Source organism: Clostridium sp. C8 (assembly GCF_001010885.1).
Taxonomy (GTDB): Bacteria; Bacillota; Clostridia; order Clostridiales; family Clostridiaceae; genus Clostridium; species Clostridium sartagoforme.
This window is the reverse complement of sequence record NZ_LBMX01000103.1, coordinates 136,980-158,448: the sequence shown is the minus strand read 5'-3', so window position 1 is coordinate 158,448 and position 21,469 is coordinate 136,980. Positions and strand designations below refer to the sequence as shown.

The following is a 21,469-nucleotide window of genomic DNA, read 5'->3' as shown; positions in this document are numbered from 1 at the left end:
ATTTTCAGAGAACACTCTGAAAAAGGAATACAAATTATTAGCGTAATTTGCATAAGTTCCGGGAACCAAATCGAAGATCTTGATAAGGAAACTCAACTGCGTTGAGTGCGTTCGATATCTAAATCAGAGATTTAGGATCTCACAGCATCTGGTGATGATGGCGTAGAGGAAACACTCCTTTCCATTCCGAACAGGAAAGTTAAGCTCTACAGCGTCGATGGTACTGCATGGGAGACTGTGTGGGAGAGTAGAACGTTGCCAGGTTATATGGCTCGATAGCTCAGTCGGTAGAGCAGAGGACTGAAAATCCTCGTGTCCCTGGTTCGATTCCTGGTCGAGCCACCAAAAAAACACTAACAAATGTTAGTGTTTTTTTTATTTTATCGCATCTAGTACTTCTTTTATATGATCTTTAACTTTAACTTTTCTAAACTCTTTTACCAAAATACCATTTTCATCTACTATAAAAGTGCTTCTTTCTATACCTAGAACCTTCTTGCCATACATGTTTTTTTCTTTTATAACATCATATAATTCACAAACAATTTTTTCTTCATCACTTAAAAGAATAAAAGGTAAATTAAGTTTTTCAATAAATTTACTATGTGAATTTAAGCTATCTTTACTTATGCCAATTACAACAGTATTTAAATCATTTATTGTTTTTATGTTATCCCTAAAGTCACAAGCTTCAGTAGTGCAACCTGGAGTATTATCTTTCGGATAAAAATATAATATAACTTTTTTTCCTCGATAATCGCTTAATTTATGGTCTCTTCCATCAGACCCAATAAGATTAAAGTCTGGTGCTAAACTTCCTAATTTCATAATAATGATCCTCCTTTTTGACTTTATTTTATTATAGTACGAATAATTATTATTATCAATAAGTAATTGATTATTAGTACTAAATATTATTCCAAACAAATATCTATAGGATTGATACTAATAATATATTAAATAATCAATATATTTCTTTAAATGAAATAAAAAAATAAATATACTGATAATACAATATTAACCATATTTAAGGAATTTAATAAATTCTATATATTTTATTATAAACTCTGTTATAATTAATGATGTTAATAAATTTATTGATTAAAGGAGAATTTTAATGGAAGATAAGATTTTGGCTACCGTAGCAGGAAGAGAAATAAAGGAATCGGATTTACAAACTGTAGTAGAGAGATATCCAGCAGAGAGAAGAGGATATTTTGAAACTGTGGAAGCAAAAAAACAATTATTAGAACAAATGGTTTCTTTTGAGCTTATAAATATTTTAGGAAAAGAGTTAAATATAGATTCTACAGAGGAATATAAAGAAAATGTAAGACAGGCGGAAAAGGATATTTTAACTCAATTAACAATAAATAAAGTATTACTAGAAGTTACTGTTACAGATGAAGATGCATTAAATTATTATAATACAAATAAAGATGCGTTTATACAACAACCTACCATATCAGCAAAACATATATTAGTAGATTCAAAAGAGCTTTGTGATAAGATTAAAAATGAAATAACTTTAAATGAAATAACATTTGAAGATGCAGCTATTAAATATTCAACTTGCCCTTCAAAGGAGCAAGGGGGTAATTTAGGTTCATTTGGTAGAGGAATGATGGTTCCTGAATTTGAAGACGCAGCATTTAAATTGGAAATTAATGTTGTAAGTGATCCAGTTCAAACTCAATTTGGATATCATTTAATAAAAGTTGAGGATAAAAATGAAGGAAAAGAAATGTTATTTGAGGAAGTTAAAGAGCAAATAGTTAATACATTATTACAAGAAATGCAACAAAGAAAATATTTAGATGTTGTAAAAGAATTAGAAAAGAAATACGGAGTTACTAGAGCATAGAATATAAATTGCGAAGCAATTTCTTTTAGTTCACAGTGCACAATTCACAGTTTAGGATGAAACTACTTCGTAGTTTCTGAATTTTAAGTTATATCAACGATCAAATAGTTGATATAATGCTTTCTTAATTCAGCAGAGCTGAATTATCTCCATAACTGTGTCTTGTGAACTACGAACTGAAAAATGCTTCTCAAAATATTACAGTAGTTCATTGAAAGTCAATATGTATTTATCAGATAATCTTATTAGTTCTTCTTTTTGGCTTTTAGATGATTCATCATATACAGAATACACTTTCATACCAGCAAGTTTAGCTCCATTAACAGCTTGTACTATATCTTCAAAAACTAAGCATCTTTCAGGAGATACATTAAGTTTTTTGGCTGATAACAAGTATATATCGGGATTATCTTTAGATTTTTTTACTTCTTCTGTTGTTGTTATTGCATCAAAGTAATCATATATTCCATTATTTTTTAGAGTGGCTTCTAGTAGAGGAACAGAGTTACTAGTTGCTAAAGCAATTTTTATATTCATATCTTTTAATGACTTCAAATAAGGAATCACTCCATCTTTTAATTTAATAGTGTTAGAGTAGTGATAAAAAGCCATATCATGCCATGTTGATATTATATCTTCTATCGTATTTTCAATATTAAAATTTTCTTTAAAGTAAAGAGCTGTTTCTGTAAGAGTAAGATGAGTTATTTCCTCTTGAAGTTTTTCAGGGACAGTAAGTCCAAAATTGCCTAAATACTCCTCATCTATTTTAGCCCATATATTCATTGAATCGATTAACGTTCCATCCAAATCAAATATAACAGCTTCAATATTATTCATATGTTAGTTACCCCCTTGTATAATATGTTAAATATAGTAATATAATATATTATTAATGAATAAAGAATTATAATATATATTATAAAATGAAGATAAAGTAATATTATAATAAAAAATAATCCTTAAGTAAACAGTAAATATTATATTGATTATAATACATAAACGATGTATTAATAAAGTTCTTTATAAAAAGGTTTACAAAAATAAAAATATTATATATAATAACATTAAAGGGAATATATAGTATATTTGTATTGCGTGCAACCATTTGGGCATTAGCTTTCTTACTTTTTAGTGAGGGAGCTTTTTTGTTGCTATTTTACAATAAAATAATAGATTTAAATTTTTTTACATAAGTTTATTTATTGTTTTCTTTGCTAACTAAATATTATCTAAAATTTTATGAGAAGGAGGTTTCATATTTAATGGCAAGGATACAATTGTTAATTAATATTTATTATTTATAGGGGGATTTTTTATGAACAAGAAAAAAATTTCATTACTCTTAGCAGCAACTATGATTACTACTTCATTATTTACTTTACCATCTAATAGAACATATGCTATGGACTCAAAAACTCAAGCAAAGGAAATCGTATCCAAAATGACTTTAGACGAAAAAATTGGACAAATGATTATGCCTGATTTTAGACAATGGAAAGCTCAAGGAGAATCTGCAGTACAAGATGTGACAGTTATGAACTCTGAAATAGCAGAAATTGTAGACAAGTATGATTTAGGTGGAGTTATATTATTTGCTAACAACGTAAAGGACACAGAGCAAACAGTTAGATTAGTTAATGATTATCAACAGGTAGCAATAAATGATAAAGACGGAAATTTACCATTATTACTTACTATAGACCAAGAGGGAGGAGTAGTTACTAGATTAGGTACAGGTACAAATCTACCAGGAAATATGGCTATAGGAGCAACAAGAAGTGAAGATGATGCTTATGATTCAGGATATGTAATCGGTAGGGAATTAAAATCATTAGGAATTAATGTTGATTTTGCACCAACTGTAGATGTAAATAATAATCCTAATAATCCAGTTATACATCTTAGGTCCATATCAAGCAATCCAGATTTAGTGGGTAGGTTGGGAAGTAAGATTATTGAAGGTATTCAAGGTCAAGGAGTATCAGCAGCAGCTAAGCATTTTCCAGGTCACGGAGATACAGCCACAGATTCTCATTATGGATTGCCAGTAGTAAATAAATCTATAGAAGAATTAAGAAATATGGAATTAAAGCCTTTTAAAGCAGCAATAGATAAAGGCGTAGATATGATAATGACAGCTCATATACAATTTCCACAAGTAGAAAAGGATACTTATGTATCCAAAAAAGATGGCCAACAAATTGCATTTCCAGCTACATTATCTGATGATATAGTAACAGGTATTTTAAGAAAAGAACTTTCTTATGATGGTGTCGTAGTAACTGATGCACTTAACATGCAAGCTATTAGTGATAACTTTGGAGAATCAGAAGCTGTTAAATTAACATTCAAAGCAGGGGTAGATATTGCTTTAATGCCTACAATCTTAAGAAGTAAAGCAGATGTAGTTAAATTAGAGAACATAATAAATGAAGTTAAAGCAGCAGTAGGTACAGGCGAGATACCACTAGAGAGAATAGATCAATCAGCAGAAAGAGTTGTTAAATTAAAAATAGATAGAGGAATAATGGAAGTTAAAAATGATACTAGAACTTTAGAAGAAAAGATTAACAATGCTAAAACTGTAGTAGGATCAAAAGAAAATAGAGATATTGAAAGAAGAGTTGCAGCTAATGCTATAACTGTAGTTAAAAATGAGAACAATATCTTACCTTTAAATCCTAAGGAAGGCGATAATATACTATTATTAGCTCCATATGACAATGAATTACCAGGTATGAAATTTGGTATAACTAGATTAATAAGTGAAGGTAAGATAAACGATGTAAATTATGACTTAGTTTCATATAATAAGAAAACAATATTAGATGATGCAACAAAAGCAAAAATTGATTTAGCTGATGAAATCGTTATATTATCAGAAATATCAAGCTCTGCACACTTAGCTGCAACTCACTGGTTAACTAAATATCCAACAGAAGTTTTTGAATATGCTAAAATAAAGGGAAAATCTGTGATTTTAGGAAGTCTTGGACATCCGTATGATGTTACAGGTCGTGATGGAGCAGCGGCTAAAGTTATAGCATATGGATATAAAGGTATGGATCCTACAGAAGCAGATGGAGGATTGTCACCTATAAAGGCTTTTGGTCCAAATATTCCAGCTATTATGGATGTTATTTTTGGAGCTCATGAGGCAACAGGAATTCTCCCAGTAGATGTTCCGAATCTTGCAGCAGATGGCAAATATGATCTAACTAGTAATAAATATAACTTTGGATATGGAATAACAAATTTAACATCATTAGGAACTACTAGCGTTGAGATGCCAACTAGTATTAAAGAAGGTAAAGATTTTATAGCAAAAGTTAAATTAAATGATGTACCAGAACATTTACAAAGTAAGACTTATTCTGCAACAATTAATTTTAATACAAATGCATTAGAGGTTTTGGAAGTTAAATCTAATAGTGAAAATGTGAAAATATTAAATAATAAGATTGAAAATGGAAAATTAATAATTGATGTAGAAGCTTTAAATGATAAAGTAATAAGCAATGAAAGCTTCGAAATAAAGTTTAAAGCTAAAACTGAAAGTATTTCTGAAGTTATTAAGGTAGAGAATCTATCAGTAAAAGATAATAAGGATAGAATATTTATAGCTTCATTATCAGAAGCTGCAATTCAACTTATAGAGGATAAAGCTCCAAGTATAATAGCAGAAGATAAAACTTTGACTGTAGGAGATAAATTTGATCCAATGAAAGATGTGAAAGCTTCCGATGAAGAAGATGGAGATATATCTTCAAATATAAAGGTTAAGGAAAATAATGTTGATACAACAAAAGCTGGAGAGTATAAAGTTGTATATTCAGTTGAAGATAGTAATAAAAACATTACAGAAAAAATAGTTAGGATAACGGTAAAGGCTAAGTCTGATAATACAGACAATAATAATGGTAAAGGTAATAATGATAATCTTCCAGAGACAGGGGGAGCATCACCAGTAGGAACAGTTATTTTAGGCAGTATTATGGCTATTGCAGGGATTGCCTTAAGAAAGTTTAAAAAATAATATAATTAAAAAGGAGAGAAAACAATAATTTCTTTCCTTTTTTATAAAAAATAAAAAATGCATAACACATTTGAAACCTTTTTCATATAATTATCATAAATAGAAATATGAAAAGGGGATAAGATTTATGTTGATATTAATATTGTGTGCTTATATATCAATAATACCAATAGTATTAATTTCTTGTAAATCTATTGGATTTGATGATGAACTTAAAGAGGTTAATGATTATATAGATTGTAATTAGCTATGTAATTTAAGAAAAAAATATTAATTGTACTTAAAATGTAAAAAACCTCTCTAATTAAAGAGAGGTTTTTATTGGTCGGGGTGACAGGGATTGAACCTGCGACCTCATGGTCCCAAACCACGCGCGCTCCCATCTGCGCCACACCCCGAAGTACATTATAATTATAGTAATTATAGTTAATGATGTCAACTATTTTTAAAAGAAAATATTGAAATTGTTATTGTATTGCTTTAAGATATATATTTAAGTGAAGATAATAATTAGAAATTTTAATAAAAGGATAAAAACATTTCAATCAACAAATATATTAAGTTAGGAGTACAAAAAGTGAGAGGAAGCACAATAATAATAATTTTAGGAAGTTTAGGGTTTATAATAATGGGACTAATATCTATTAGCAGTAATAGAATAAAAACCATGTTGAAAAATAGTGGAGCATATAATGATATAGATAAATTTATGAAACTCAACGGAACATTTAATATGGCAATAGGTATACTAGGCATAATTATAGGAGTAATAGATTATTTTTTAATTGAACAATCTAAGTATGTAGTGATATCATTCATAGTATTAATAGCTATATTATCATTAACTCAAAATATAACATTAAAAAAGTACAAAAATATATAAAGTTTTAACACAGAAATATTTGTAAATATATTATAAAAATGATATTATATAGCATATAATTAAAGAGATATTTAGGTTAAAACAGTTATGTTAACATAACTAAGTTAATTCCAAATATGTACAGTATACATTTACACCCACTAAATATCTCATTTTTAAAAAAATTACCATTGTCCGAGCTTTCCATAAGTGTTATAATGGTAATATCACGTAGGGAGAGGGGGATGGTCTAAGGACCAAATACTTATGAAAAAGAAGATTTTATCAATTGTTATAGTTGGTGCTTTAACAATGACCTCAGTAACACCAGTTTTTGCTACTCCTAATGAGGAAGTAATTAATCAGGAAGTAAAAGAAAATCAAGCAAAGTATGACGAAATGAATAAGCAAGTTGAAGATATTCAAGGGAAGATATATAATTTAAATGAACAAATATCACCATTAGCAGAAAAGGTGCAAGAAAATCAAAAACAAATAGATACCATTAAGGATGAAGTACAAAATACAAAGAAAGAAATTGAAACATCAAAGGTGGATATTTCAGAGAAAGAAGAAGTATTAGGAAAAAGACTAAGAGAATTATACAAAACAGGTGGACAAGGAAGTTATCTAACACTTCTATTTAGTGCGGATAGTTTTAGTGACCTTATATCTAAATTAGATTCTGCTAGTAGACTTGTAAGCATCGATAAAAAGATCGTGAAAGAATTGGTAGATAATAAGGAAAAGTTAGATGAAAAAGTTAATTCTTTAGAAGAGAAAGCAAATGAAGTAGCTAAAATAAATGAAGAAACTAATAAAGTTTTATCAGAATTAGAAGTAAAGAAACAAGAACAAGAAACACTTATTGCAACAGCAAAAGCTGAACAAGCTAAATTTGATGCAGAGTTCTTATCTGTTTCAGAAAGAAGCCTAGTTAGTGCGCAATTGGATATATTAATTAATTCTGATGATGTTAATGCTCTAAGGAGCGCATTAGGACAATTAACAAATATTAGAGATGGGCAGCTTAAGAGTGATATCGTAATTGCAGAAGTTAATGAAGCATTGTATAATGCTGAAGATAAGATTTCAAATTTAGAAATAGCACAGGCAAATAGAGGCTCAGGCTCAGGATTATCATCAAGTACAGGTAATTCTATAGTAGACTTTGCATATAAATATATCGGAACACCATATATTTATGGTGCAACAGGTCCATCATCATTTGACTGTTCAGGTTTTACTAGTTTTGTGTACAGGAATGCAGCAGGAACTGAGATAACAAGAACTACTTATTCACAACTTGGAGTTGGAACGCCAGTTTCATATAGTGAATTACAACCAGGAGACTTAGTATTTACTTATGGTTCAGACCATGTTGGAATTTACGTAGGTGGAGGACAATATATACATGCGCCTTATGAAGGAGAAAATGTTAAAGTTTCACCTATTACAGGATTCTATGCGGCAAGAAGAGTACTTTAATTAGAAGTTAATATTTAATATTATATAAACTCCGTCTTTTTATAGATGGAGTTTATTTTTACATAAAAAATAGAAGATAAATTAATATTTATAACATAATTTTAAGATAACTTCAAACAATTTAAGTTTAATAAAACGGTAAGTTATATGATATAATTTATAATGGTTTTAAAATAATGATACAAAAGGTAGAGATATTATTAATTTATTATTATGGTGATACTAATAATATGTAATAATGATAATTAGAGGTAGTTAATATGAATAAAGATGTAAGGTTATTAGAAGACGAATCAATTGATGATTTACAATTAAAAAATTTATTTTTAATACAAAAAAAATCAGGTTTTAGATTTGGTGTAGATGCGGTTTTACTATCTAATTTTGCAAACATAAAAAATAAACATAGAGTCATTGATTTATGTTCAGGAACTGGAATAGTCCCTTTTTTACTATATGGAAAATATAATCCTAAAGAAGTTATAGGAATAGAAATTCAAGATGATATGGTAGAGATGGCCAAGAGAAGTAGTAAGTATAATGAATTAGAAAAAATCGTGAAATTTGAAAGAGGAGATTTAAAAGATATAAGCTTTTTAAATAAGTTAGGAAAATTTGATGCTTTAACTGTAAATCCTCCGTATAAATTAAATAACTCAGGAATAATAAATCCTGATGATAAATTAGCCATAGCTAGACATGAAATTTTATGTACATTAGAGGATGTAATAAAAGCTTCCAGAAAGCTTTTAAAGGATAATGGAAGGATGTATATAGTACATAGGCCGGAGAGATTAATAGATATATTTGAACTTATGAGAAAATATAAAATTGAGCCTAAGAGAGTACAAATGATTCAACCTAATATAAAAAAAGCTCCTAATATAGTTTTAATAGAAGGGCAGCGAGATGGAGGGGCTTATTTAAAATGGGAAGCTCCATTATATATTTATAATGAAGACGGTAGCTATACAAAGGAATTAAATAAAATATATGGCAGGGAGGTTTAGTTATATGGAAAATGGGAAACTATATTTAGTACCAACTCCAATAGGAAACTTAAAGGATATAACATTGAGAGCTTTAGAAATATTAGAATATGTAGATATAATAGCTGCTGAAGATACAAGACAAAGTTTAAAATTGTTAAATCATTTTAATATAAAAAAAAGTCTATTTAGTTATCATAAGCATAATGAGCAAGGAAAAAGTGAAGATATAATAAACAAGTTAAAAGATGGAATTAATATAGCTTTAATTACAGATGCAGGTACTCCTGGTATATCAGATCCAGGTAGTGTCATAGTTGAGAGGTGTATAGAACAAGGAATAGAATTCGAAGTTTTACCAGGGGCAACAGCTATAACAACAGCCCTTGTGTACTCAGGCTTAGATACTACTAAATTTATCTTTAGAGGATTTTTACCAAGAGAAAATAAGGAGAGGAGTCCTGTAATTGAAGAAATAAAAGATTCTAGAGATACAATAATATTATATGAAGCACCACATAGAATAATAGATACTTTAGAATATTTACTAAATAATCTAGGGGATAGAAATATAGCAGTATGCAGAGAGCTTACTAAGCTTCATGAAGAAATATGTAGAGGAACTATATCATCAGTACTAAAACATTTTACAGATAATAGGCCAAGAGGCGAATTTGTTTTAGTAATTGAAGGTAAATCGGAAAAGGAAATACAAGCTGAAAAAGAGGCAGTATGGATTGACTTAACAATAGAAGAGCATTTAATTAAATTAATAGAAAGTGGAATAGATAAAAAGGATGCTATAAAATTAGTTGCTAAAGAAAGAAATTTACCTAAAAAAGAAGTATATAAATACTCAACAGAATTATAATTAAATCCCCTATGAATTTATAAGTTCATAGGGGATTTAATTATAAGCAACTATTTAAATATAAGTATTAAAAATTATTTTTTTAATTCATTTAAGCAGTTTTTACAGATGTTTTTACCTTTGTAATTAACAACATCTCTAGCATCTCCACAGAAGATACAAGCTGGTTCATATTTCTTTAGGATTATTTGTTCACCATCTACATAGATTTCTAAAGCATCCTTTTCAGCTATATCTAATGTTCTTCTTAATTCTATAGGAATAACTATTCTTCCTAATTCATCTACTCTTCTTACTACACCAGTTGATTTCATTATATATTCCTCCTTAAAACAAGTTTCGACATCTTGCAAAGTTAATATTACTAAAAATGTAATTAAAAGTCAATATAAAAGAAAAATATTTTCAAAAATTACAAATTTCGTATATATATCAAAGTTATAAATACAATATACTACCATAAATTAGAAAAGTCAATACTATTTATCAATTTTTAAGTAAAATAGAAAAAAATGTAGAATGGCTTGTACACTAGGTTATATAGCTTAAAAAAATATTATTATATATATAATTTAAAAAAAGATAATAAAATAAGAAAAAAATGTAAAATTAAATATGTAGATATAAGTTGTATTATAAATTTTATATAATTTATAAAAAAATTTCAAAATAATAGATAATTTTTATAAAATTTTAAAGGAATAATAATAAAATTAAAATAAACAGACAAAAATAACTTGTAATAAGTTTATATATACTATATAATTATATTAAGAATAGGAATTAGAGGTGGATATTATGGTGAAAAAAATAGATACTAATTATATAATAGAATTGGCAGAAGAGATGTCTAACAATTCGATGATTGGTTATGAAGATTTACCGAAATATGATCTTTTTTTATCCCAAGTTATAGATTTTTTAAATGATAAATTTATAGAAGATAAGTACACTAATAATATAGTACAGAATTATATAAAGAGTGAAGTTATTAGTAAGCCTGAGGACGGTAAAAAAAGAGGATATACTAAAATACATCTTATACAGTTAGTGCTATTAAGTTATATGAGACCGGTATTAACAACAGAAGAAATTAAAAAGGTTTTCAGATTGGCATTTAATGAGATAAATGATAGATCTGATGATATTATATCTTGGGAAAAGGCTTATAAAATATTTTCAGAAACTCAAAGTGAAAGTTTTAAAGATTTTTTAAGTGAACCTGTTATAGATGAGAAAAAGTTAGATAGTATAATTTCAGAATTAAATTTAAACAATAAAGATGAAAATAGTATAAGAACATTTGTTATAGTTATGTCGCTTATAGCGCAAGCAAGTGCTACAAAAAAATTAGTGCAAAAAATAGTAAATGAGTACCATTTATAATAAAAAATTTAAAAATCTAAGTTATTTGCATATGTAAATAACGGGGTGATTTTATGGATGAATTAGTGAGCTTAATAGCTAATTTAGGATTCCCTATAGCTATTTCTCTATATCTATTAATTAGAATAGAAGGAAAGTTAGAGAGTCTTACAACTAGCATAAATAATCTAGCACAAACTATAAATTCAATTAAATAATTAATTAGTATAATAAGGTGTTGTTATTAAGTTTAAGACAATACCTTATTAAGCTTATATTTGTTTTAGAGTGCAAAGTTGATTTTTATTTTTTATTTAACAGGTATTATATAACATAAGTTAAGTGTACACTATAATTAAAAACTAGGTAGCATTTGCTTCGTATTAAATTTAGTTGTAAATACATTAAAACTTTATTAAGTAATGGATGTCTGATACTAAAAATCTATAATTTAATTTGCATAATGGAGCTTTTATTAAAGAAATGTGAGCTATGAATTGTGTACTGTGAATAAAGGTAGGAATAACTTAATGAGCAATAAGGTAATTATTAAGGAGTCTGTAAGGGGAATAATAGAATATGTTTTAAAAACTGGAAGTCTAGATGATAGATACATGGGAAAAAGTAGAGCTTTGGAAGGAACATTGGCTCATCAAAAGCTTCAAAGTAGCAATGAAAAAATATATGCCCAATATCAAAAGGAGGTAAGATTAGAACAATCTTTTGATATTGAAGATGTTGTTTTGTTATTGGAAGGCAGAGCAGATGGAATAATTATAGATGATGGTAGTGTATATATAGAAGAAATAAAATCAACTATGAAGTCGTTAGTTTTAATAGATGAAGACTATAATGATTTACATTGGGCGCAAGCAAAGTTTTATGCCTACATGTACTCCTTTCAAAATCAATTAGAAGAAATAAATATAAAGTTAAGTTATTTTAATATAGAAACAGATGAAGTAAAAAGTTTTAATAAAAATTTTAAGTTTGAAGAACTAAAAGAATTTATTCTCTATATAATAAATGAATATAAAAAATGGATATTATTAAAATCTAATTTGAATTCAATTAGAAATAAATCTATAAAAAATTTAATATTCCCTTTTAATACTTATAGAAAAGGACAAAGAGAACTTGCAATATCATGTTTTAACACAATAAAGGAGCAAGCTGTATTATTTGCACAAGCACCAACAGGTATAGGAAAAACAATATCTACAATATTTCCAGCAGTAAAATCCTTAGGCGAAAACAGAGGAGAAAGAATAGTATATTTAACTGCTAAAACAATAACTAGGACTGTAGCAGAAGAAGCAGTAAATAAGTTAAAAGACAATGGACTTATTTGTAGAAGTATCACATTAACATCAAAGGAAAAGATTTGTTTTAAGGATAAAACTAAATGTAATCCTGATTATTGTGAATATGCAATAGATTATTATGATAAAGTTAATGATGTTATATTTGATATTCTTAATGATGATACTGATTTTACAAGAGTGAAAATAGAAGAATATGCAAAGGAAAATAAAGTTTGTCCTTTTGAATTATCATTAGACTTGAGTCTATGGTGCGATGTAATTATATGTGATTATAATTATGCATTTGATCCAAGAGCAAAATTAAAACGATTTTTTGAGGATGATGTGGATAAGAATATATTACTTGTGGATGAAGGTCACAATCTTGTGGATAGAGCTAGAAGTATGTTTAGTGCAGAAATTTATAAGAGTAAAATAATGCAAGCATCAAAATTAATAAAGGGAAAAGTACCTAAGTTATATAAAGCTTTAACTTCTATTAATAAGGAATTAATAGAAGTAAGAAGGGAAGTTCAAGAATTAGAAGTTAATAGTATGTATAAAAAGGATCAATATAAGGATCTATATAAGTTACTTAGAATATTCTTAAAAGAATGTGATGAATATCTTGTGAAATCTGTAAATACAGAAGGTTATGATGAAATAAGAGATTTATATTTTGAAATACGGTCTTTCATATCTATTTCTGAGCTTTTTAGTGATAAGTACGTTACTTTAGTAGAAATAAATAGAAATGATGCAAAAGTTAAATTGTTTTGCGTTAATCCAGCTGAAAATTTAGCAAAGGTAGTACAAGAAGCTTATTCAACTATAATATTTTCTGCAACATTAACGCCTATAAATTATTATATAGATCTACTGGGAGGCAATGAAAAAAGCTATAGAATGAAGTTGCCATCACCTTTTAGAAAAGAGAACTTAAAAGTTTATGGACATTCTCTTAATATGAGATTTAGGCAAAGGGAAAATAATATAGATAATTTATGTAAATTAATTAATAAGTTTAAAGAAGAACAACTAGGAAACTATATGATTTTTCTTCCATCTTATCAATATTTAAAACAGATATATGAAAGATATATAGAAATTTATAGTGATAAAGATACTATTTGTCAACAGGAGGTTTTAACTGAAAGGGAAAAGGAAGAATTTATAAATAATTTTCAAGATGGAGCAAATATCCTAGCATTTTGTGTTATAGGAGGAATATTTTCAGAGGGAATAGATCTTCCCGGTAATAAGCTTATTGGTTGCATTATAGTTGGTGTAGGTTTTCCCAAAATATCTAATGAAGGAGATATAATAAAAGATTATTATGAGGAAAAAGGTTTTGACTATGCATACATATATCCAGGAATAAATAAGATTATGCAGGCAGCAGGAAGAGTAATTAGAACAGAAGAGGATAAGGGAAGAATATTACTTATAGATGATAGATATTTTACAATTAAATATAGAAGTCTATTACCGAAGGAATGGGATATAAATAGGTAAAATAATAGGGAGGGAGTTAAATGAGAGTTATAGATCTAAGTCATATAATAAAAACAAATATGACAACATACACAAAAGATGAGAAACCGGAAATATACAATATAGCTACTATAGAGAAAGATGGATTTAATGAGAAATGCTTAAATATTTATACTCATACAGGAACTCATATTGATGCACCGAGTCACATGATTAATAAGGGAAAAACTATTGATGAATTTAATATAAATGAATTTATAGGAATAGCCATTATAATAGATATTTCAAGCACAAAAGAAGTTACTTTAAAAGAAATAATGAAATATGAAGACAAAATAATAAATTGTGATTTTCTAATATTAAAAACAGGATATGAGAAATACTGGGGAACCAAGGAGTATTTTAATAATTATCCAAGTTTAACGGAAGAGGCAGCAAAGTGGATTTGTGATTTTAATTTAAAAGGAATAGGAATAGATGCAATATCTATTGATAAATTTGATAGTATAGATTTTGAAATTCATAATATTATTTTATCTAGAGGTAAGCTTATAATAGAGAATTTAACTAATCTAGATATTATAAATAGAGAAGAATTTACATTAGTAGCAACTCCACTAAAAATAGAAGATGGAGATGGCTCACCAGTTAGAGCAGTTGCAATAACAGATTAAAAGTATAAAGTACGGTATTAGTTAGCAGCTCACAATTTATATCTCACAGTTATCTTTTATTTTATAAGAAATATGGGGTAAGTAACGGAGATTGGATTTTATGAATATAAAATCCTGTGAAATAAAGTAAGTTGTTTTAAAAATATAATATATTGAAAAAAGGTAATTTAAATAAAGCTATAGAAAATCATAAGTGCTATGAGTTTCTATAGCTTTTCCCACTTAATAAATGAAATTGTATTATTATAACTATAGTTTATTCTATAAATAAACTATAGTATGCAGTAAAGGTTTTGCCTACTTCTAATTTTTCAATTCCTGACTTATCTTTAAGTTCGCCATTAAAGTCATGATAATCTGCATGGCCATACCAAGGTTCAATACAAATAAATGGTGCGCCAGTTGCTTTAGTCCATAAAGCTAGATAAGGAAATCCTGAGAAGTCCATCGATAAACTTTTATTGTGATTTTTTGATTTTAAACTTATTAAGTTAGATTCTAAATCACTAAATACTAAAGCATCATCTTTAAATAAATCTAAAGATAGATTTACAATACTTTCATTATGAAAATATTGATCAGTAATTCCTGAAAAATAACCAGTATTTGAATTTAATTTCATAATATTAGCATTTTCAATCTTATTAAATTCAAAATAATAGTCTTCAAAATTTTCTTCATTCATTAGAGGGCACATAAATGCTGGATGACCTCCTATTGAAAAATATATTTCTTTATTATCAAGATTTATAACCTTATATCCAACTTTAACACCGTTTTCTAAAAGCTTATAAGAAAGCCTTAAAGAAAATTTAAAAGGATATATCTTAAGTGTATCTTCAGACCATAAAAGTTCAAATTCTATATAATCATCTGTTTTTTCAATCATATTAAATTCGCGAGTTCTAGCGAGGCCATGCTGAGGCAATTCATAAGTATTTCCATCCACTAAATATTTTCCATCTTTAACTTTTCCAACTATAGGAAACAGAATTGGGGAGTGGTATTTCCAATAATCAGAGTTTCCATTCCATAGGAATTCTAATGAATCTTCTTTGCTAAATATACTAGTAAGTTCTCCGCCATTAGTATTAGTTGACAGTTTTATATTTTCATTTTCTAATATGTAGTTCATAATAAACACCCTTTCTATAGCTATTGCCAAAACAGCTAATTGATTAATTTATTTTTTACAACTTATATAGAAGTTTTTATAAGTTTTAGGTTTTAATTTCTAATTGTAATATAATAATAAATAGTTATAGATTAATTTAAGTAAGATAGTAGAATTTAGCTCATATATGTAAATTATACTATAGTATATGAGTTTTAGAAAGAAATAGATGGCTTTGATTATATAATTGGAAATAATATAGTATTATATATAAAGTATAATAAAATAATGTTGAGGAGTATAATTTATTTATTTGATATATAATATAAAAGATTAAATAATAAATGATGTGGTGATTTAATGGGTAATAGTAATGAAAATAAAAGATCAATAATAGATAAAATAGTATATTTCATAGTAAAAATTAACAATGATGACATATTTGCATTAGGAGCTCAGCTTGCATATTATTTGATATTAGCATTTTTTCCATTTTTAATATTTTTAATGACTTTAATAGGTTTTAGCAGCTTGAATGCTACAGACGTTTTAGAAGGATTAGGAACTATATTGCCAAATAATGTTTTTACATTAGTAGATACCACTGTAGTTGAAATAGTAAATACGCAAAATGCAGGATTATTAGGAGTTTCAGTTGTACTTTCAATGTGGTCGGCATCATCAGGATTCAGAGCGGTTATAAAAGGTGTAAATAAAGCTTATGATATAAAGGAACATAGATCCTTTATAAAGAGAGCGTTTGTAGCAATATTTTTTACTATTGTTTTAGCTTTATTAATAATGTTAGCACTAGCTATGTTAGTTTTTGGAGAATTAATAGGTAAGTATCTGTTAACTATATTTCCATTTCAAAACGTTATAAATAAGATATGGAATATAAGTAGATATCTAATAATTATATCTATGATGATTTGGATATTTGCTGGAATATATAGGTATACACCGGCAAAGAAAATAAGTTGGCGAGAAGTTTTTCCAGGGGCCATTGCAAGCACTTTAGGATGGATAATAGTATCAATGGCCTTTTCATATTATATAAATAATATAGCTAATTATTCTAGGCTTTATGGAAGTGTAGGAGCTGTCTTTGTATTAATGACTTGGTTATATATAACATCTATGATGTTAATTTTGGGAGCAGAAATAAATTCTATTTTAGCACTTAGAAAAAGAAATGCTAATAATAATTAAAAACAACTAAGAATTCCTTAATTCAGAACAGTTAAACTAGTTCTATAATTAAGAACTACGCATTATAAGTTGTGAACTGATAATAAATGGCTTGAGCTAATATTGATTGCTTTATAATTTATTTTATTTATTTATGTATAGAAAAAAACTAAATGGGTATAATCAAAGAAGAAATATTCAGGAGGTGCAAAAAATGAATAAAATAGTATTATTAGGAAAATTAATAAAGGACCCTGAACTTAGATCATTAGAGGGTAGTGATAAAGTATTCACTAGGTTCATAATTGCAGTGGATAGAAATTTTAAAGCTCAGGATGGAACTAGAAAAGCGGATTTAATACCAGTTACTATTTGGGGAAGAAAGGCTGAGGTAGTATGTCAATATATGAGAAAAGGAAGCTACATAAGCTTGAGTGGAAGATTAAGAACTGGAAGCTATGAAGATAAAGATGGAAATAAAAAATATATTGCAGAAGTTGTAGCAGAAGACTTTAAATTTGTAGGAGATAGAAAAGTAGAAAGAGACTTAGAACAAGTAGAAGATTTTGTAAATTAAGTTTAAAATATAATTTTAAATAAATAGTATAAAAGGGTAAGCTAATTATTTTATAGCTTACCCTTTTATAGTAAAAATAAATTTTTATATTTAAATTGTACCTTTACTTAAAACTGTTAATTTATCTTCTTCGTTTTGAATTCCATTTATTATTTTTACTGAAGATGAAATATCACCAATTAAAATTCCGCCTACAAGTTTATTATTATAGAAAAATAACTTCGAATACTTATTATTTAAAGTATCTATAGAACCAATTTTCTCTAATGAAGGATCATCAAAATTTATAGTTCCAGCAGAAAATACTTGAGTATTCATTGCAGCAAATACTGTAGAGGAAACAAATTTTTCAAATTTAATCTTATCACCTGTAGCGTTAGCACCTGCAACTTTCCCCATTTCTATTGCTGCTGGCCAATTTCCATAATATATTCCATCTAATTCAGCTACATCCCCACAAGCATATATATCTTCTACATTAGTTTGCATATATGGATTTACTATAACACCTTTATTACAATGAATACCTAAAGGTTGTGCTAAGAAAATATTTGCTCTAACTCCAACTGAATAAATAATAATATCGGCATCTATTTGTTTGCCACTTTTCAATTGCAGAGATTGAACTCCATCCTTGTTAGCAGTTATAAAATCAACAGCTTCTCCCAAAAGAACTTTAACAGGTGTTTTGCTAACTAAGTCTTCAAACAAGTTGGAACCATCTGTATCTAATTGACGTGGAAGCATTCTTTCTGCTAATTCTACAACAGTAACATTCATATTACGTTTTTGAACCTCCCAAGCAGCTTCAAGGCCCAATAAGCCACCACCAATAATCACTATGTTTTTAGATGCTGGCAGTTGCTCTTTAAGAGATTCAACATCCGAAAGTTTCTTTATTGCATGAATTCCTTTGACTGTATTATAGGTCCATGAATTTACTTCAATTTCATGATCTTCAAATTTCACTTTAGTTGGAGGAACAAAGTTATAACTACCATTAGCCAAAATTAACTTATCATAATGAATTCCTTGTTTATTATCTAATTTTATAGTCTTTGTATCTTTATCTATACTATTTACGTTAGCACCTAGGATTTCAACTATATTATTTTCTTTATACCAATTAGCTTTTTCAAGATAAAAAGAATCATCAATTTTTTCAGTTATTAAATCTGAAAGTTGAGTTCTCACATATGAATGCTCTAGCTCATTTGAAATTAGTTTAATTATTGCACTTTCATTTCTTTCCTTAATAGCTTTGGCTGCATAGAACCCAGCTGCTCCATTACCTATAATTACATAGGTTTCTTCTTTATCTATAGAATAAGTGGTCTTTTTCCTCTCGATTTCTATAAACTGATCACTTCCAGCACCACAAACAGGACAAACTTCTGGTACAGTTTCTGATTCAAATATTTCACCACAAATTATGCACTTCCAAAGCTTTAAGCCTCCATTAGTAGGAATTTCTTCAATAGTTGTTTTAGATTTTGATTCAGGAGCAAGATTCTTTTTACCATTTAAGATTTCTCCAAATCCTAAGCCAAATTCATAAGCTTCTTCTAATTCATTATCAGAAGGTTTAAAGTTAATCTTTAAACTTCCATAAAACTTCATATTTAGTTCTCTTAGTCTTGTTTCTATTCTAGGAATTGCTTCGCCACTCCAACCATAAGATCCAAAAGCAGCAGACAATTTATTACCATGGACAACAGGATTTAATTTTGAAAGCACATCCCGAATTGGCTCTAATAATTCGGAAACTATAGTTGGAGAACCGCATAGTAACCCATCAGATTCTGTAATGCTATTTACTATATCACTAATTTCATGATGAATAACATTAAATAATCTAACTTCAATGTTACCTGAAGCTTCTATACCCTTAGCAATTTCCTTAGCTAAAGATTCTGTATATCCATAAGCTGATACATAAGGAATAGTAACAACTTTTTTACCATCTAAAGCTGGGCTTTCAGGAGTACTCCACTTTCTATAAAGTTCAACTATTTTCATTGGTTCTTCAATTAAGACTGGGCCATGACCAGGTAAAATCATATCTATATTTAGATTTTCAATTTTCTTAATTGCCTTCAATACAAAAGGTTTATATGGACCAAAAATGCAATCAAAATAGTATTTTAAAGCATCCATATAATGTTCTTCATTTTCTACTCTACTATTTACTATTGCTTCAGATGAATAGTGGGACCCGAAGGAGTCACAAGTAATTAAAAGCTTATCTTCGGCAATATATGTGTAAATAGAATCTGGCCAATGTAAAAATGGAGCAGATATAAAGTTTAATGTTTTATTACCTAAACTTATTGTATCTCCATCACCTACAGTTATTGAGTCAATATCTTTATTAGCGATTTTTTTCATAAATTTAATAGCAGCAGCAGAACCTACTACTTTAGCATTAGGTGAAATTTCTAACAACCTAGCAACTGAACCAGCATGATCAGGTTCGGTATGATCAAGGACTATATAATCGATGTTAGTTATATCTATATCTAAGTCTTTTAATCTTTCTATATACTGATCAAAAAATTCAACTTTAACTGTTTCAAATACAGCTGTTTTCTCGCTTCCTTTAACAACATATGAATTATAGCTAGTTCCGTAAGGTGTGTACATAATAATATCGAAAATTCTTAAATCTGGATCGAGAGCTCCAACCCAATATATATCCTTTTTTACTTCTAAAGACTTCATAAATCTACACCTTCCTCAAAATAAATATTAAATAATAATTGTTATTATAAAATTATTATATGTCTAAATATTAACAATATCAATAACTATTTAAAATATTTATTATAAATAATATCATTAATACTATTGATATATTATGGTATAACATAAAATTTTATTATATAAGTTATAGTAAATATTATATTTTTGAATAAAATATTAATAAATATAACTTAAAAGAATAATTGATTTTTAATTTATATAAACATAGTCTAACAATAATGTCTTAATATTATTACTAAATCATCAATATAACTATAAATTTGCAAAGGAACTTGAGAAAAGTATTATAAAATCGACATAGTAAAATAATAATTTATTATTAGATATTTTATTTGATTTAAAAAAGTACATTTAACAAAAAATTTAAAATAAAAAAATGTAAAAATATAAGGAAATATTTTATTAATCTAATAAACAATGTTTGACATTGTTTTAATAATTTCTATGATATGTTTTTAATGTGGTAGTTAATTAGTATATAGTAATTTACAAAGGAGAGGTAAAATGAATATTGTTGATAATCTATATAATGTTGTAAAAAAAGAGGATAGGGAAAGTAAGTATATTTATAGAATGATAAGTGAAAGTTTTTATGATGGACAAGCATTTGGAATTGAAGTTGAAAGACAAGATATAGTAGATGGTAGTGTGGTGAAAATAGAAAGGGATAAAATTAGAAATATATCAAACATTAAGGAGAAGGTTAATGAATTATTAAATTTACTACATGTTAATGAAGTATCTCCAATACATCTTGTTGACATATTAGGAGAATATGTTGATGAATATGTAGCTGACTTCAATTTATAAAATAAAGGATATTAAAAATCATATAAAATCTAATATTTATAGTAAAATATATTAGAGGTGGTTT

General features: G+C 27.4%; 18 protein-coding genes, 2 tRNA genes and 1 rRNA gene. 15 read left to right on the top strand and 6 right to left on the bottom strand.

Annotated features, from left to right (window positions below; all coding sequences use genetic code 11):
• Positions 1 to 147 precede the first annotated feature (147 nt).
• Positions 148 to 264 (top strand): 5S ribosomal RNA (rrf, locus tag AAT22_RS17140).
• A gap of 5 nt (positions 265 to 269) precedes the next feature.
• Positions 270 to 345: transfer RNA gene (locus AAT22_RS17135), tRNA-Phe, on the top strand.
• A 30-nt stretch (positions 346 to 375) separates the two neighbouring features.
• Here the strand turns inward: AAT22_RS17135 and bcp are convergent.
• Complete coding sequence (bcp, locus tag AAT22_RS17130) at positions 376 to 828, bottom strand: thioredoxin-dependent thiol peroxidase (RefSeq protein WP_016207526.1); 453 nt, start codon at positions 826 to 828, stop codon at positions 376 to 378.
• Positions 829 to 1,117: 289 nt separating this feature from the next.
• Here bcp and AAT22_RS17125 point away from each other — a divergent pair, with 289 nt between their 5' ends.
• A complete protein-coding gene (locus AAT22_RS17125) occupies positions 1,118 to 1,864 on the top strand; it encodes a peptidylprolyl isomerase (protein ID WP_047002136.1) in 747 nt (248 codons plus the stop codon).
• A 198-nt stretch (positions 1,865 to 2,062) separates the two neighbouring features.
• Here AAT22_RS17125 and AAT22_RS17120 read toward each other — a convergent pair whose 3' ends face one another.
• Positions 2,063 to 2,704 (bottom strand): HAD family phosphatase, encoded by a 642-nt coding sequence (locus AAT22_RS17120; RefSeq protein WP_016207524.1) that lies wholly within the window; start codon positions 2,702 to 2,704, stop codon positions 2,063 to 2,065.
• A gap of 478 nt (positions 2,705 to 3,182) precedes the next feature.
• Between AAT22_RS17120 and AAT22_RS17115 the strand changes: the two genes are divergently transcribed.
• Positions 3,183 to 5,903 (top strand): glycoside hydrolase family 3 N-terminal domain-containing protein, encoded by a 2,721-nt coding sequence (locus AAT22_RS17115; protein ID WP_047002135.1) that lies wholly within the window; start codon positions 3,183 to 3,185, stop codon positions 5,901 to 5,903.
• Between the two features lie 322 nt (positions 5,904 to 6,225).
• On the opposite strand, the gene AAT22_RS17110 is transcribed toward AAT22_RS17115, so the two are convergent.
• Positions 6,226 to 6,301: transfer RNA gene (locus tag AAT22_RS17110), tRNA-Pro, on the bottom strand.
• A gap of 179 nt (positions 6,302 to 6,480) precedes the next feature.
• On the opposite strand from AAT22_RS17110, the gene AAT22_RS17105 reads away from it, so the two are divergent.
• From AAT22_RS17105 to rsmI, 4 genes are all read left to right on the top strand, one after another.
• Positions 6,481 to 6,786 (top strand): hypothetical protein, encoded by a 306-nt coding sequence (locus AAT22_RS17105; protein ID WP_016207522.1) that lies wholly within the window; start codon positions 6,481 to 6,483, stop codon positions 6,784 to 6,786.
• Positions 6,787 to 7,032: 246 nt separating this feature from the next.
• Positions 7,033 to 8,253 carry a C40 family peptidase gene (locus tag AAT22_RS17100; protein ID WP_016207521.1) on the top strand — a complete coding sequence of 407 codons (1,221 nt, stop codon included), beginning with the start codon at positions 7,033 to 7,035 and terminating at the stop codon, positions 8,251 to 8,253.
• 260 nt (positions 8,254 to 8,513) lie between these two features.
• Positions 8,514 to 9,263 carry a tRNA1(Val) (adenine(37)-N6)-methyltransferase gene (locus tag AAT22_RS17095; protein WP_047002134.1) on the top strand — a complete coding sequence of 250 codons (750 nt, stop codon included), beginning with the start codon at positions 8,514 to 8,516 and terminating at the stop codon, positions 9,261 to 9,263.
• 4 nt (positions 9,264 to 9,267) lie between these two features.
• Complete coding sequence (gene rsmI / locus AAT22_RS17090; RefSeq protein WP_047002133.1) at positions 9,268 to 10,113, top strand: 16S rRNA (cytidine(1402)-2'-O)-methyltransferase; 846 nt, start codon at positions 9,268 to 9,270, stop codon at positions 10,111 to 10,113.
• Positions 10,114 to 10,187: 74 nt separating this feature from the next.
• Here the strand turns inward: rsmI and AAT22_RS17085 are convergent, their stop codons facing one another.
• The gene (locus AAT22_RS17085) at positions 10,188 to 10,427 is read right to left on the bottom strand and encodes an AbrB/MazE/SpoVT family DNA-binding domain-containing protein (RefSeq protein WP_016207519.1); all 240 of its coding nucleotides are present in this window, start codon (positions 10,425 to 10,427) and stop codon (positions 10,188 to 10,190) included.
• A 484-nt stretch (positions 10,428 to 10,911) separates the two neighbouring features.
• On the opposite strand from AAT22_RS17085, the gene AAT22_RS17080 reads away from it, so the two are divergent.
• From AAT22_RS17080 to AAT22_RS17070, 4 genes are all read left to right on the top strand, one after another.
• Positions 10,912 to 11,499: a DUF1836 domain-containing protein gene (locus AAT22_RS17080; RefSeq protein WP_047002132.1), complete on the top strand. Its 588-nt coding sequence runs from the start codon at positions 10,912 to 10,914 to the stop codon at positions 11,497 to 11,499.
• A 53-nt stretch (positions 11,500 to 11,552) separates the two neighbouring features.
• The gene (locus tag AAT22_RS18900; protein WP_084820798.1) at positions 11,553 to 11,696 is read left to right on the top strand and encodes a YvrJ family protein; all 144 of its coding nucleotides are present in this window, start codon (positions 11,553 to 11,555) and stop codon (positions 11,694 to 11,696) included.
• A gap of 312 nt (positions 11,697 to 12,008) precedes the next feature.
• Positions 12,009 to 14,297: a helicase C-terminal domain-containing protein gene (locus tag AAT22_RS17075; RefSeq protein ID WP_047002131.1), complete on the top strand. Its 2,289-nt coding sequence runs from the start codon at positions 12,009 to 12,011 to the stop codon at positions 14,295 to 14,297.
• A gap of 20 nt (positions 14,298 to 14,317) precedes the next feature.
• Positions 14,318 to 14,950 (top strand): cyclase family protein, encoded by a 633-nt coding sequence (locus AAT22_RS17070; RefSeq protein ID WP_016207515.1) that lies wholly within the window; start codon positions 14,318 to 14,320, stop codon positions 14,948 to 14,950.
• A 256-nt stretch (positions 14,951 to 15,206) separates the two neighbouring features.
• Here AAT22_RS17070 and AAT22_RS17065 read toward each other — a convergent pair whose 3' ends face one another.
• Positions 15,207 to 16,085 carry an aldose 1-epimerase family protein gene (locus AAT22_RS17065; RefSeq protein WP_016207514.1) on the bottom strand — a complete coding sequence of 293 codons (879 nt, stop codon included), beginning with the start codon at positions 16,083 to 16,085 and terminating at the stop codon, positions 15,207 to 15,209.
• 339 nt (positions 16,086 to 16,424) lie between these two features.
• On the opposite strand from AAT22_RS17065, the gene AAT22_RS17060 reads away from it, so the two are divergent.
• Complete coding sequence (locus AAT22_RS17060; RefSeq protein ID WP_016207513.1) at positions 16,425 to 17,276, top strand: YihY/virulence factor BrkB family protein; 852 nt, start codon at positions 16,425 to 16,427, stop codon at positions 17,274 to 17,276.
• A 193-nt stretch (positions 17,277 to 17,469) separates the two neighbouring features.
• Positions 17,470 to 17,832 carry a single-stranded DNA-binding protein gene (locus AAT22_RS17055; protein ID WP_016207512.1) on the top strand — a complete coding sequence of 121 codons (363 nt, stop codon included), beginning with the start codon at positions 17,470 to 17,472 and terminating at the stop codon, positions 17,830 to 17,832.
• Between the two features lie 90 nt (positions 17,833 to 17,922).
• On the opposite strand, the gene AAT22_RS17050 is transcribed toward AAT22_RS17055, so the two are convergent.
• Positions 17,923 to 20,553, bottom strand: coding sequence for an FAD-dependent oxidoreductase (locus AAT22_RS17050; protein ID WP_047002130.1), 2,631 nt, complete (start codon positions 20,551 to 20,553; stop codon positions 17,923 to 17,925).
• Positions 20,554 to 21,099: 546 nt separating this feature from the next.
• On the opposite strand from AAT22_RS17050, the gene AAT22_RS17045 reads away from it, so the two are divergent.
• Positions 21,100 to 21,405 carry a DUF6514 family protein gene (locus AAT22_RS17045; protein ID WP_047002129.1) on the top strand — a complete coding sequence of 102 codons (306 nt, stop codon included), beginning with the start codon at positions 21,100 to 21,102 and terminating at the stop codon, positions 21,403 to 21,405.
• The last annotated feature ends 64 nt before the right edge of the window (positions 21,406 to 21,469 follow it).